Origin of the sequence: Actinomadura sp. NPDC000600 (assembly GCF_040492135.1) — a bacterium.
Classification (GTDB): domain Bacteria; phylum Actinomycetota; class Actinomycetes; order Streptosporangiales; family Streptosporangiaceae; genus Spirillospora.
The window spans coordinates 81,393-94,425 of sequence record NZ_JBEUPD010000027.1; the positions used below are offsets into that span (position 1 = coordinate 81,393).

The following is a 13,033-nucleotide window of genomic DNA, read 5'->3' on the forward strand; positions in this document are numbered from 1 at the left end:
GCATCCGGATCACCAAGGCCGGCGTCCTGATTCCGGGACTTGCGTAGCGGAGTCGGCGGTTAGCGGTGTGTAAACCGGAGCCCCCGCCGAGCCGTCCCAGGAACGTCGGGAGCTCTCCTCGACAAGTTCAGGTCAGCGGCGACACGGGGGTCGGCGCGCTAGATCGAGGCCCTCGTTTCGTCCGAGAGGACATTGCGAGGAACTGATGACACTGCAGGAGATCCCGCATCCCGACTACATCGGTGCCGAGGTAGAGCCCGGTGACGCTGAGCGTGCCATGCGCCTGTTGAGGTTCTTCCTCAGGGATGGCGAGAGGGTGCTGGCCCTCGCGACGACCGTCAAGGCGCTCCCGACTCTCTCGCACATCGCCATCACTGATCGTCGGATCCTTGGAATCTTCGTAGCGGACCTCGCCAAGGAAGGACCGCGCCAGGAGACCGACATCGCGGCAATCGTCTCCGTCGAGACACGGAAGTCGTACAAGCAGCGGTGGTTCTTCGTGGTCGCGGATCGGGCAGGCGCCGATACTGATTTCGGTGATGTGCACGACCAGGACGCGCCGCGGCTCACCCAGATCGTCCAAAGCCTTATTGCGGGTCCGCCCCTGCCCGAAGCCGCCGTCTCTGAACCCCACATGCCAGCGGTCGGCGCGGGGACGCCTGCCCCGCCGCCTGCCGCCCCCGTCATGGTGCCGCCCGCGCCCACGCCCGCGCCTGCTCCGGCCCCGGCCCCGCCTCACCCGACCGGATGGCGGTACAACCCGCCGCCGACCTGGCCGGCGCCGCCCCCAGGCTGGACGCCGCCGCCCGGGTGGATGCCCGATGCAAGTTGGCCGCCCGCACCGCCAGGCTGGCAGTTCTGGTCACCCGCGCCTGTCCAGCCCGCGCCGCCGGCAAGTATCCCGCCGCCACCGCCGCACCAGGAGGTCGCGCCACCTCCTCCCCGAACCGCCGGATCTGCGCCACCTCCGCAAGGTCCCTCCGGCGGATCCAGGGGTAGGGCAGGGTTCGGCACTCGCAAGCAGCGGATCGAAGAACTCGAGGCCGAGAACGCCGAGTTGCGCGGATGGCTGGAGCGGCTCGGGGGGCTGGACGCACCCGGGGTGGCGGCAGAACTGGAGGGGATGCGCGGCGAGGTCGCGGACGCCAAGCGCAAGCGCACAGAACTGCGTGCCGAGTTGCGGCGGATCCGCGATTCGATCGTGGAGACCGAGGACCTGGCTCTCTTGCAGGAGGCGGGCGTCTACGAGTACCAGCATCCGCTGGCGGATGTCGTCGCCTACAAGGCCGAGTTGGCGAAGGTGAAGGATCGCATCAAGGCCATGGCCCGGGCGGGCAAGGCGGTCGTCGGCGCTACGAACTGGACAGTGAACGGTTCCGCGTCCCAGGGCGGCAAGATGGTGCGCGACTTCTCCAAGCTGATGCTGCGCGCCTACAACGCCGAGGCCGACAACCTCGTCCGGACGATGCGCCCCTACAAGCTGCAGTCGGCGATCGAGCGGCTCGACAAGAGCGCGCAGACGATCGAACGGCTCGGCAAGACCATGGACATCCGGGTCAGCAGGGACTACCGCGCGATTCGCGTCAAGGAATTGCGACTGACCGCGGACCATCTGGCCAAGGTGGAGGAGGAGAAGGAGCGGGTACGGGCTGAGCGCGAGCAGCAACGCGAGGAGGAGAAGGCCCGCAAGGAGTTCGAGCGCGAGAAGGCCCGCCTGCTCAAGGAGCGCTCACACGTCGAATCGGCGCTCGCGCGCCTGGAGGCGAACGGGAACACCGACGGCGCCGCCGAACTGCGGGCCAAGCTCGCCGACGTGGACTCGGCCATCTCCGATGTGGAGGGACGCGCCGCCAACGTCCGTGCTGGCTACGTGTACGTGATCTCCAACATCGGCGCTTTCGGCGAGCGCATGGTGAAGATCGGGATGACGCGGCGGCTGGAGCCGATGGACCGAGTGCGTGAGCTGGGCGACGCCTCCGTGCCGTTCCGATTCGACGTCCACGCGCTCATCTTCAGCGACGACGCCGTCGGACTGGAGAACAAGCTCCATCAGGAGTTCGCTGACCGCCGCGTCAACCAGGTCAACCTCCGCAGGGAGTTCTTCTACGCGACGCCAGCCGAGGTCCGCGAGGTCCTCGAACGCATCGCGGGCAACCATCTCCTGGAGTACAACGAGACACCCGAGGCCCTCGAATACCGCGCAGGCAAACCCGCCTGACAGCAGAGCTCTCGAGCCCAGCCAGGGCTCCGGGTGAGGGCGTGCGCGCCGAGACAGTCTGCGACCAGCGTCGGCGCGCACCCACCGGGCCTCCGAGGCTGGGTGGGTGATGCCGATGTGGGTTATCGAGGCCATCAGGAGCGACACGCCGACCGACGGGCTAGCTGGTCACCAGCGCCGCAGCACGACAGTATGGAGCGCAAACAGCCTCAACTCACTTCATGAGCATTGAAGGCTGTGGACTGTCCCCGGCGAAAGGAGCGCTCAATGATCGGATCCGCCTCGATGTTGGAGAGCACCTCACATGGACGATCACGAGACCCGTACGAACGAGAGCATTGAGCGACTCGCCGGCGAGTTGCATGAGCGTGTCCGGACCCTCAACCACCTGACGCAAGGCTCGCCGGGCTTGTCCGAGCAGGGGGCCGCGTACACGGTTCTGGGGAATCTGGCTCAGACTTCATTCCGCTTGGCGCAGACGGCCGAGCAGATCGACGCGTTCCTGACGGGGGAGTTGGACGCCGGACGGCTCGGGCATGACCGGAGCGACGACCCAGTTCCCGCCGTGACAGTGGCGCACAACGCGCTGGGGTGGGCAGCTGAACAGGCAGCCGATCTCGGTGACACTTTCCGGCGTGCGGCGAGCGCGCTCGCCCCCATCCACGCCCTGGATGCCAGCGAGGAGCAGTCCCTGGCGCAGAGGGCTGCGGCGAATCCTGGCGACCCTGAGGCCGCCCAAGTCGAGCCGGCGAAGAAGGACTTCCCCAGTCCGATCGGTGACGTCCTGTCGAACTCGTGTGCCAATGACTCGGTGCCGCCGGAGCTTCGTTCTCCACCGCAGGTGCCACATCCACGCCGGGAGCGTTGACCCAGGTGCCCCGTAGCGGACCCGACGGCCATTAGGCGTCGTTGCTGGCGCGGAACGAGGCCGTGTTCCTGGGGCTTCGCGCAAGGCCTTCTTCGCGTTGGAGCTCATTTCGTGCAGGGCTGGCGGGTGCCGTCTTCCCCCGTCCGGGCGAGCTGGTTGTGGTTGCTGTAGCCAGCAGCCGCCAACGCTCGCCGGGCCGGGGGATAGCCCCGCTATTGCCTCAGTCCTCACCGGTCGGCTGCGTGCGATGTCGGTCGAACGTATAGACCACGCGGTCTCGCCACTGCCCCCGGATATGGAGGTGATCGCGGAGGATGCTTCGCGTCGCATGCCGATCTTGGTGAGTACTCGGGCCGATGCGGCGTTGTCGGGGTCGCAGGTAGCTGAAATCTTGTGCAGGCCGAGTTCGTTGATGCCGAAGCGAAGCAGGGCGGTGGCGGCCTCGCTGGCGTATCCCTTTCCCCACCAGTCGCGGTGCAGGACGTAGCCGATTGCTCCGTGGTGGTCGGAGGCGCTGGTGACCTGAAGTTCGATCGATCCGATAAGGGCGTCGTGCTCGCAGTTGACCACGGCGAGCGCGAACCGGCGTCGGGGAGTGCTGGACCTGTCCTGTGTCACCTCCGCGAGGAACGCGGTGGTGTCGTGCGGGCTGTTGGGCCCCCAGTCGGTGTAGCGGGTCACCTCGGTGTTGCTGGCAAAGGCGTGAACGGCTGGGTGGTCGCCGGCGCGAAACTCGCGTAGCAGCAGCCGCGGTGTCTTCAGGTCCATGGTTCAAGTATCGGGACGCGCGGATCAGTTGGCGGTTTCGGCTTCAGGAACGTTGGCGGGCGTAGGGGCCAGGTAAGTCCGAACGTGGCCACTGCACGGAACAAGTAAATGCGGACCGGGCCAGGTTCGCACGGACGGGACAGCTGGGCAGGTGCGTGAGCCGTCCGCCGGGGGCGGCGGGCGCGGGGCAAGTAATGGCGTAAGTGACACATACGAGCTTCGGACCGGGCGCGGTCCGAAGAGGTGATAGGGGCAGTTCAACCAGCCTGAACGGAGGCGCCAGGTGGCGTTTGGCGGTCACGAAGGTCCCCGGTTTGGGGCACGGCGAGAGAACGGTGGCGGGCAACCTCGAAGCGGGCAGGGGCATCGTCGGCGCCGGTTGCGCGGGCAGCGGCGAGGCGTGGGGGTGCGGATCTCCTTGAGTGAGGAGGAGTACGCCGCGGTCCGGGCGGCGGCCGAGCGGGTCGGCATGGCGGTGAGTGCTTATGCCGGCGAGGTCACCGTTGCCGTCGCCATGCAGGCCGATCCGCCGCGCTGGTCGCCACTGACGGAATTGCTAGGCGAGGTGATGCGTGCCGCCGGGCAGGCCCGCCGTATCGGGATCAACCTCAATCAGGCCGTTGCGGCCCTGCACTCGGCGGGTCAGCCTGCCCAGGCATTGGAGGAGTACGCGCGGGTCGCGGCGGCCTCCACGCAGAACATCGACGCGGTTGCCGAGGAGATCAGAAGAACCCTCCGCCGATCCAGTGTGCCGAGGCCTCGCCAGTGAGATCGAGGGGGTCGATTTTCGACGCTCGGCTGATGCTGGGCGGGCTTTGGTGTGCGGTGACCAGATCCTCGCTGACGCCATGTTTCTGATTCATCGGATGCGGCGCGGCGGGACTGTGTGATCGCCAAGGTCATGCGCGGTAAGCGCGTGCCGGGCCTGATCCGCTACCTGTACGGGCCAGGACGGCGCAACGAACACCGTGATCCGCATATCGTCGCAGGCTTCGATGCCCCGGCAGCGCTTGAACCACCTATAGGGCGGGATGGAAAGCGGGACTTCCGGCGCCTGGACGCTCTCATGCAACAGCCGCTCGATCTGTTGGGTGAACTCAACCATCCCAAGCCGGTGTGGCATGTGGCCGTCCGGGCGCATCCGGACGACCCGGTGCTGAGCGATCGTCAATGGGGGGACATCGCCGCCGAGATCATGGGGCGGACGGGGTTGGCTCCGGCCGGCGATGATGAAGCCGTCCGCTGGCTCGCGGTGCGGCATGCTGACGACCACATCCACATCGTCGCCACCCTGGCCCGCCAGGATGGGACGCGGCCCAGCGTGTGGAATGACGGCTACCGGCTCCGCGCTGCATGCCGCGTGGTCGAGGACCGGTACGGGTTGCGGCGGACGGCCCCGGCGGACCGGACGGCGGCGCGGCGGCCCAAGCGCGCTGAGACCGAGAAGGCCGAACGCGTCGGCCGGAGGGAACCAGCGCGCTCCGCGCTGCGGCGGCATGTGGTCACCGCGGCGGCCGGGGCCCGGACGGAGACCGAATTCTTCGACGCTCTAGCGGCGGAAGGGCTTCTGGTCCACAAGCGCCACACTGAACGCATCGCCGGTGCAGTCACCGGCTACGCCGTCGCACTGCCGGATGACGTGGGGCCGTCCGGACGCCCAGTCTGGTTCGGCGGCGGGAAGCTTGCCGACGATCTCACATTGCCCAAACTCCGACGCCGATGGGCGTTGGAAGGCGGTGATCGTCCGGGGTCTCGTCCGCTGTCTGGACGGCATCTCTCGGCGCGGACGGCACGCGCCGTTTTGCGGACGACCGTCCGCCGCGCGGCGGAGGAAGCCCGAACGACCCACGAGTTCCTCGATCTGCTCGAACGACAGGAGCTCCTGGTGCGGTGCCGCTACAGCCGACTCAATCCCGAGCAGATCACAGGCTACGCCGTCGCGCTGGCCGACGGCGAAGAGCCCACCTGGTATACCGGCGGGCAGCTCGCAGACGACCTCACCCTTCAACGCATCCAGCGACGATGGGAAACCTCGACGCCGGACGCCACCCGCGGCCTCGCCGCCCCGGCGTACGAGCTCACACCCGAAGAGCGTCAGGCCTTCTACGATGACGCGGCCCGTGCCGCCGCCTATGCCACGTCCCAGATCCGCCGGCATCTGGCCACCAACCCCTACGCGGCCGAGGACGCCTGCTGGGCAGCGTCCGACGCTCTGCACGTGGCAGCCAAAGTCACCGGCAATCAACATCTCCGCCGGGCCGCCGACTCCTACGACCGGGCCGCCCGCTCGCCCTACGGCCGCATCCCTCATCCGACCTCAGCGGGCAATGCCCTGCGCTTTGCCGCTCGTCTCCTGGCGCTGGCCGGAAAACAGAACCACACCACCGTCTCGATCCTCGTCCTGCTCAGCCGACTGATCGCTCTCGTCGAAACCATCACCCAGATCCGCTTGCTGCAGCAGCGGCAGGCGCAGGCGGACGCGGCTCGTCGAGCAATACAGCACCTCCGCAACGTGACCGGCACCGCAACACCGCGGCCCGAAGCCACTGTTCAACCAACGTCAGCTCGCCTTGCCATGGCCGCCTTCCCGACGCTCTGGGCCCCTGCGAGTACCAGCACACACGTGAGCCGGACGTCCAGCACGCCACCGCGGCAGGCGAGCCGACGGCGCGCCCCGTGAGAACCCGATATTGCCCGAAAGAGTCGCAACACGCCGATCGCACACTGTAGTTGACCGTAATCTGTGTGTGCTGCATCTTCGTGACTGCAGTCTTTAGTTGATGGGTGCATTGGCTGACATCACCGGGGGAGCGATGAGGACGCAGGCATCGACCATGCAGGTTGAGCTGGAGGAACGGCGCGCCCGCCTGCTCCGGCTGCACTACGAGCTGAGACGGCTGGAGCTCAGCGTACGAGTCCGAAGGCCGCGCAACGGACGCTGGTGCCTGCGCATCCGGAACAACGGATGGTCCGAGACCGTCCTGTGCGCTGGAGCTGACGGCGCCTACGCCTATGTCACCGCCCACGGTCGCCTCCTGGGCACCACGAGCGAGGCCCGGTACGTCGCCCGGCTGCTGCTCTGGATGGTCGAGAGGCGCATGCGGTGACCTGGCTGAAGCAGTCGCGAGCGACGGCTACGGACGACACTCGAAAGGACAACGCCCCTGCACGCCCGGAGCCCGGCGTTGTCAGGTGGGCGGCAGCCGGGGTCGCACCGCTGATAGCGGCGCTGGCGATCCTCGGGGGCCTCGGCTCCTTCACCACCATCCGGCAGTTGGCCGAGCCGCACTTCAAGGGGCTTGCATGGATCGTGCCCGTCGGAATGGACGTAGGCATCCTGATCCTGTTGGCCTGGGACCTGCTGATGGAGTACCTCGACCTGCCGTGGCCGGTCCTGCGCTGGGTCGCCTGGCTCTACATCACCGGCACCGTCCTGGTGAACGTATCCGCCGCGCACGGCGACCTCGCCGGCAGCCTCATGTACGCGGCCATGCCCGTCCTGTTTGTCACGGTAATCGAAGGTGTGCGGCATCTGATCCGGCGGTGGGTCGGACTGGCATCGGCCCGCCGAGTGGAGCGAGTACCGATGGCGCGCTGGATGCTCGCGCCGGCTTCCAGCCTCCTGCTGTGGCGACGGATGGTCCTCTGGCACATCACCGAGTACCAGCAGGGCCTTGAACTGGAGCGCGATCACCTGGAGGCCGTCTCACGACTGCAACAGGATTACGGCAGGTGGTCGTGGCGATGGCGCGCACCGCTGGCCGAACGGCTGGACCTCAGCCGCCCGCCCGCATCCACCAATCCACGCGCGACCCCCGACGGCAGTTCACCGGCCGGTCGGCGCGACGATCCACTTCTAGCCGTCGCTCGTCAACTCCAGCGTCATTCGGAACGCGAGGGAGTCGAGCTCAAACGGGACCGGCTCGGCAAGCGGCTGCGAGAACTGGGCTTCGCCATTGCCAACCAACGGCTGACGGAGCTGATCGCCACAGTTCGTGAAGAGTCTTCCAGCGGGAAGCCGTCATGACGGCCTCCTCGGGAGAGGAGCGCCTTGCCCAGGCTGAGGAACAGCATCGTCGACTCGGCGTCCTCCAGGGCATTGCCGAGCACTCGATCGCCCGCCTCGTTGACGGCAGCCTGGCGTGGGAAGTCTGGCTTCGTGACGCGAGTCGGCATGGACGCTACGGGTTCACCAACACCCTTCTCATCCCAGCCCAGCGGCGCTCGGCGACCGACGTCCGCTCATACGACACCTGGCAGACGGATGGGCGCCAAGTCCGCCGCGGCGAAACCGGCATCCGGATCATCTCCAAGCGCGGTAAGCCCCGCACGGTCTTCGATGTCGAGCAGACCGACGGCGAGCCGGTCACCAAGGAACCGCTCTCCCCGCCCTATGGCCTGCAGACCCTCGCCCGGCTGGCTGCCGACCTCGGCTTCTACGTCGACCGCGGGCAAGATTGGACCTACCTCGGGCACCCCGGGCGACGTATCCAACTCGCTCCAGAACTCGGCGACGTCCCCGCAGCGTCGCTGCTCGCGCACCAGCTCGCCCACGCCATCCGACCCGGCGACCACCTCGACGGGGCCGCACAGAATTCTGCACCGTGCCTGGGGGCTCGGCGAGTCTTCGCCGATTCCGTCGCCTACCTCGTCCTCGCCGACTTCGGACTGGACGTCTCGCACCTTCTCTTCCCGGCGACGGAGCAATGGGCTGGGACGGACGCCCGAACGGATTCAGCCGCCGCCATCCGCGTCGTCGGCGGCCAGATCGTCAGGACGAGCACACGACTACGGCGCCGCCTGCACGCGCTCGCCGGCCCGGCACCTACTTCCGCTTCAACCTCGGTCGACCGCTCAAAGGCCGAGCGCCCTCAGACGACTGCATCGCGAGACAGCTCGTTGCTGCACGCAGCGCTCACCGATGCGCATCACTTCTACCGGCAGGCCCTGCCAGGAAGCTGGGGCGTCCACTACCTCGCGGACCGGGGTTTCAACGCCGTGGTTCAGGAGCGCTGGGAACTGGGCTTCGCGCCGCGCGACCGTCGTGCGCTGCTCCACCATCTGCGGGGTCTGGGCCATCACGATCAGACGATCATCGATGCTGGCCTGGCGAAGAGGAGTGACGATGGCGAACTCCTCGACGTGTTTCGCGACCGCGTCCTGTTCCCCCTCCGGGACGGGAACGGAGAGATCATCGGCTTCATCGGTCGCCGGCGTGACGAAGCCCCGGGCCCGAAGTACCTCAACACCCCCGACACGGCCCTCTTCCACAAGCGCGACGTACTGTTCGGTCTTCACGAAACCCGCGCCCAGCTCGCGGCCACCGGTCGCCCCATCCTTGTCGAGGGACCACTCGATGCCATCGCGGTCAATCTCGTCCTGCCGGCCGTCTACGCCGCCGTCTCTCCTTGCGGCACAGCGATCACTACCGCGCACGTCGAGGCGATCGCGGCACACGCTGACGGGCCCACGTCCGGGCTGGTAATCGCACTCGACGGTGACTCCGCTGGACGAGCTGGAGCGGTTCGAGCCTGGCGCACCCTTCGCAAGAGCGCAGAGCTCGTCGAAGTGGCCCTCCTTCCACCAGGCCACGACCCGGGCGATCTGTTGGCGCCGGCGAGCCAATTCGCCGTCCGCGAGGCGCTACTTTCCGTAGTTCCCCTCGCTGACCTGGTCATAGATGAGAGAATCCAGCGGTTCGGGGGAGCGCTGGAGTTCGTCGAGTCCCGGGTGGCCGCCGCCCAAGCCGCCGCAGCCCAGATCGCTCAACTGCCACCCGACCAGATCGCCCGCCAGGTCGACCGCGTCGCAGCGCGCACGGGCATGGACCCGGCCGACGTCACCGCCCTGGTCGCCGGAGCGATCAGTCCGAGCCCTGACCTGGGCGCCTCATCATCGCGGCCTCCGCCCCCTGCCCAACAGAACCGCGGCGCCCATGGCCCCTCTCCCACGACATCGCCGACACGCAATCACCGGAGGACGGTGTGAGCCAGCAACATCCCGACCCGATCAACGAAGGCCTCCAGCACGGCGGACAGCGACTCGTCCAGGTCGTCTCCGCAGCCGTCGGAGTGCAGCAAACGCTCGCCCATCGCCGGCACCGGTCAAAGGCCGTCCGGCAGCTTCAGGACCAGCAGGCCCAGCGAGAAGAAGCCAGAGCTCAAAGGGCCGCAATGTCCGAAGCACGATCGCGCTGGGTGCGCGCCCACGACAGCAGCTGGCTGCGCCAGGCGAACCTGCTCCAGGTCGCCGAAGCATGGGGAGCAGCCGTCCCGCACGCCCCGGGCAATGCCTCGGCGGCCCTCGCCGTCCGCAAATGCGAAGAACGGCTCCGCCACCTCCACCCGCACGGGATGAGCCACTACGACCGGTTCCGCAGCGAAGGCTTGGACTCGCTGGATGCCATGGCACAAGCCGCCCCCTTCTTCACACGGGATCCGAACGTCCGCCCTGGCGACCCCGGACCCCACCAACGAGAGCTGCACGAAGGCACCGGCGCCGAATGGGCCGCAAGAGTCCACGGCCCAGAACGGAGCGGTTGGGAAGAGGCCCGGCAAGAACAGCGCGCATTCCAAATCGCGGACGAGTTGAGGACCAAGCTCCGCCTCCAGGGGCGCGAACCTCAGCCTGAGGAACTGCGCACGGTCCTGGAGATCACGACCAACCTGCCTGAACACATCACCGCCAAGGCCGTCCCGACTATCCCGGGTCCGACTTACGCCCGCGGCTCGGACGTGGAGCGGGCCGCCGAGGACTTCCCCCTCACCATCGACGAGGCACTGGAGATGAGCTCGAAACAGCCCTTCGAGGCCTCGGCCGTCCGCCGGACCCAGTCACAGATCCCCGAGCGCAACCGCCGGCGGAACCTCTAACCGAAGGGAAGATGATGAACGCCATCCAGAGCAGCGCGTTCTTCTGGCTCGGACTGATCGGCCTCCTCGCGCTCCTGGCCGTCCTGCCGACGCTCATCGCGCTCATACGCGGTGCCGACGACATCGGCTACATCATCCTGATCAACGTGATCTGCTGTGCGACCGTCTTCGGCTGGCCCATCGCAGTGATCGCCGCCATGAGATGGCCGAGCCGCCACCCGCGTCGGCCCGGCGCAACAGGGGAGCCTGGCCCCCTGCCGCCAGCCGGCGGTTTCGGCCGCAGCCTTCGCGGACGTGGCCCGAATGCGTGATGCAGGAACCACCAGCGGCCCGCTCCGACGAGGTCGAGGCATTCCAGGTGATGGCGGCCGAACACATGCCCCGAGGCGGGGAGCAGTGTGGCTACGGGGCGCATTCCTCGTCAATACCGCCGCGCTCCTCTGCGCGGCCGCACCGCTTGCTCCGCACCATGGCACTGACCCGGTCGCCATCAGGCATGTGGAAACGTGCGCACCGATCGGTCCGATTGCCAGCAGGTACGTCGACAAGAAGAAGCTCTGCCACCGCGCCCGCAAGGAAGTCTTGCGAAGCCTCAAAACCGGCCGTGACCCCGACTGGGGTGACGTCTTCCGCGACTCCATACCCAAGGCGTCCAAGCGACCCCGCCCCCACCAGCACCCCTCGAAGCCTCGTCGCCGACCTCACCAGAACCAGGCCACGAAGCCGACGCCATCAGGGACGGCGCCAGCGACCGGCGCCGCCAGAGGAGGCCGGCCCTCGAACCGGACTCCCGTGCAGGCGTCGCCGGGAACACCGGCTCCTACCGCCAAGAATCCCCTGAACTCACACCAGCCTCAGCCGACGTCCACCGCGCACCAACCCCTTCCCACGCCTATCCCGATTTCACGCACAGATCCGGATGGCCGCAGAACGTGGGGGAGTGGCTGGGCTGGAGCTTGCGCGCTACCCCTTCTCCTTGGCGCTGCTGCCATCTTGAGTAGGTATCGGCGAGCCGTCGCCGCGGCAGCCAGGTCGGCATTCAGCCAGGTGATGAAGCGACGCTCCCAGCCCGAGGCGGTCCTGGGATCTCCAACCTCCGCCGGTCACCCGCCACCCGACCTGCCCGGCATCAGGCCGTACGCCGCAATGGGGGTTCCACTCGACGGACCAGCAGGCGAGAACGCCGTCCGCCGCCTAGCCATAGACGTCCTGACCAGTCGGCCAGGCACCACGACCGAGCTCGTTCTCACCCGAGCGGATGCATGGCGACTACTCGGGATAGATATCGGCACTCTGCAAGAGGATCGGGTACCCGGCTTGGTGCTGACCGAGAACCTGGAACAGACACGGGCCTTCCTCACGCGCCAGACAGGCTCCCGCCGGATTCTGGTCATCTACGGCGGCGAAGCCGAAGGAATCCGCGAGTTGCGCAACTACGGCCAAGTCGCGGTCATCTCGCTGTCCTCCCCTACAGAGACGCCCATGGTGGGCGCACGCGACCACGAGGCCCCACACGCCGTCGCTCTGTCCGGCATCGACTGTCTGGCGCCGCTGTCGAAGGACGATGCCTTCAATCAACTCATGTCCATGCCGACGATCGCCCGGCTCTCCCGTCCGTAGGCGACCGCCCCACTCTTGTCCAGCCGTCTGGGGGACAGGCCCGCACTAAGGACTCCTAACAACTTGGTGGGCTTGGCCTGCTCAGGGGTCGGTGTCATGCACCAGGCCGCTGGATGGCGGGAGGCGGCCGACTGCGTAATCGCACGCGAAACCCGGGCGACGTCTGTGATCATCTCCGGGATAGTGGTCGCCCATGGATGAGGTCGAGGTCGTCGCCCATTCCGAGCGTGCGACTCTGCGCGTCGGCGACGTGTTCCGGAAGGTGGACGTTGATCAGGCGCATATCGACGTCTAGGTCGAGGCGATGGCCTTGGCGCCGGTCCCGACTCCGGAGGTCCTCAAGAGATCCACGCGGGCAAGGAGCGAGCTGTGCCGGGTGCGGATCGGCGGGAGCCGGGACCGGCCCGCGTGTCGCGCGGTCGATCGCAAAAGCGGCGGCACACCGAGACAGCCCGGTTCGGGAACCCGTACCGCGACCACACGCCCATGGATGCGCCGGTTCGTCTTCGCTCTATGTCTGGATTTCGAGACATAGCCGCTGCATGATCACGGCCGACTGCATACTGATCCGGTGCTGAGCGTTTTCCACTGGCAGGGCGATCCTTCGACAAGGCCGGCGGCAGCTCTGGTGCCGTCGGGTATCGGAGCGCGGCGCCACGACAAGCTCGGGGCCGGGTGCCGGTCGGC

At 67.6% G+C, this 13,033-nt stretch carries 10 protein-coding genes and 1 pseudogene; 10 read left to right on the forward strand and 1 reads right to left on the reverse strand.

All coding sequences use genetic code 11. The features are described from left to right. Positions 1-205 precede the first annotated feature (205 nt). Both ABWI07_RS31330 and ABWI07_RS31335 read left to right on the forward strand, forming a co-directional pair. A complete protein-coding gene (locus ABWI07_RS31330) occupies positions 206-2,218 on the forward strand; it encodes an SNIPE associated domain-containing protein (protein ID WP_353820745.1) in 2,013 nt (670 codons plus the stop codon). Positions 2,219-2,522: 304 nt separating this feature from the next. Continuing rightward, the gene (locus ABWI07_RS31335) at positions 2,523-3,086 is read left to right on the forward strand and encodes a hypothetical protein (RefSeq protein ID WP_353820796.1); all 564 of its coding nucleotides are present in this window, start codon (positions 2,523-2,525) and stop codon (positions 3,084-3,086) included. A 336-nt stretch (positions 3,087-3,422) separates the two neighbouring features. On the opposite strand, the pseudogene ABWI07_RS31340 reads toward ABWI07_RS31335, so the two are convergent. After that, a pseudogene (locus ABWI07_RS31340) lies at positions 3,423-3,854 on the reverse strand (GNAT family N-acetyltransferase); the annotation flags it as partial. A gap of 406 nt (positions 3,855-4,260) precedes the next feature. Between ABWI07_RS31340 and ABWI07_RS31345 the strand changes: the two are divergent. The 8 genes from ABWI07_RS31345 to ABWI07_RS31380 all read left to right on the forward strand — a co-directional run bounded on the left by ABWI07_RS31345 (position 4,261) and on the right by ABWI07_RS31380 (position 12,346). Beyond that, positions 4,261-4,623, forward strand: a complete 363-nt coding sequence (locus tag ABWI07_RS31345; RefSeq protein ID WP_353820746.1) for a hypothetical protein — start codon at positions 4,261-4,263, stop codon at positions 4,621-4,623. 117 nt (positions 4,624-4,740) lie between these two features. Continuing rightward, positions 4,741-6,534, forward strand: coding sequence for a relaxase/mobilization nuclease domain-containing protein (locus ABWI07_RS31350; RefSeq protein ID WP_353820747.1), 1,794 nt, complete (start codon positions 4,741-4,743; stop codon positions 6,532-6,534). A gap of 133 nt (positions 6,535-6,667) precedes the next feature. Beyond that, complete coding sequence (locus tag ABWI07_RS31355) at positions 6,668-6,961, forward strand: hypothetical protein (RefSeq protein ID WP_353820748.1); 294 nt, start codon at positions 6,668-6,670, stop codon at positions 6,959-6,961. Beyond that, on the forward strand, positions 6,958-7,881 hold the full coding sequence (locus ABWI07_RS31360) for a DUF2637 domain-containing protein (RefSeq protein ID WP_353820749.1): 924 nt from the start codon (positions 6,958-6,960) through the stop codon (positions 7,879-7,881). Before ABWI07_RS31355 ends, ABWI07_RS31360 begins: the two co-directional genes overlap by 4 nt. Beyond that, the gene (locus tag ABWI07_RS31365) at positions 7,878-9,842 is read left to right on the forward strand and encodes a toprim domain-containing protein (RefSeq protein ID WP_353820750.1); all 1,965 of its coding nucleotides are present in this window, start codon (positions 7,878-7,880) and stop codon (positions 9,840-9,842) included. The genes ABWI07_RS31360 and ABWI07_RS31365 overlap by 4 nt, the downstream gene beginning before the upstream one ends. Then, a complete protein-coding gene (locus ABWI07_RS31370) occupies positions 9,839-10,726 on the forward strand; it encodes a hypothetical protein (RefSeq protein ID WP_353820751.1) in 888 nt (295 codons plus the stop codon). The genes ABWI07_RS31365 and ABWI07_RS31370 overlap by 4 nt, the downstream gene beginning before the upstream one ends. A 14-nt stretch (positions 10,727-10,740) precedes the next feature. Continuing rightward, positions 10,741-11,037, forward strand: coding sequence for a hypothetical protein (locus ABWI07_RS31375; RefSeq protein ID WP_353820752.1), 297 nt, complete (start codon positions 10,741-10,743; stop codon positions 11,035-11,037). Positions 11,038-12,043: 1,006 nt separating this feature from the next. Further along, complete coding sequence (locus ABWI07_RS31380) at positions 12,044-12,346, forward strand: hypothetical protein (RefSeq protein ID WP_353820753.1); 303 nt, start codon at positions 12,044-12,046, stop codon at positions 12,344-12,346. Positions 12,347-13,033 lie beyond the last annotated feature (687 nt).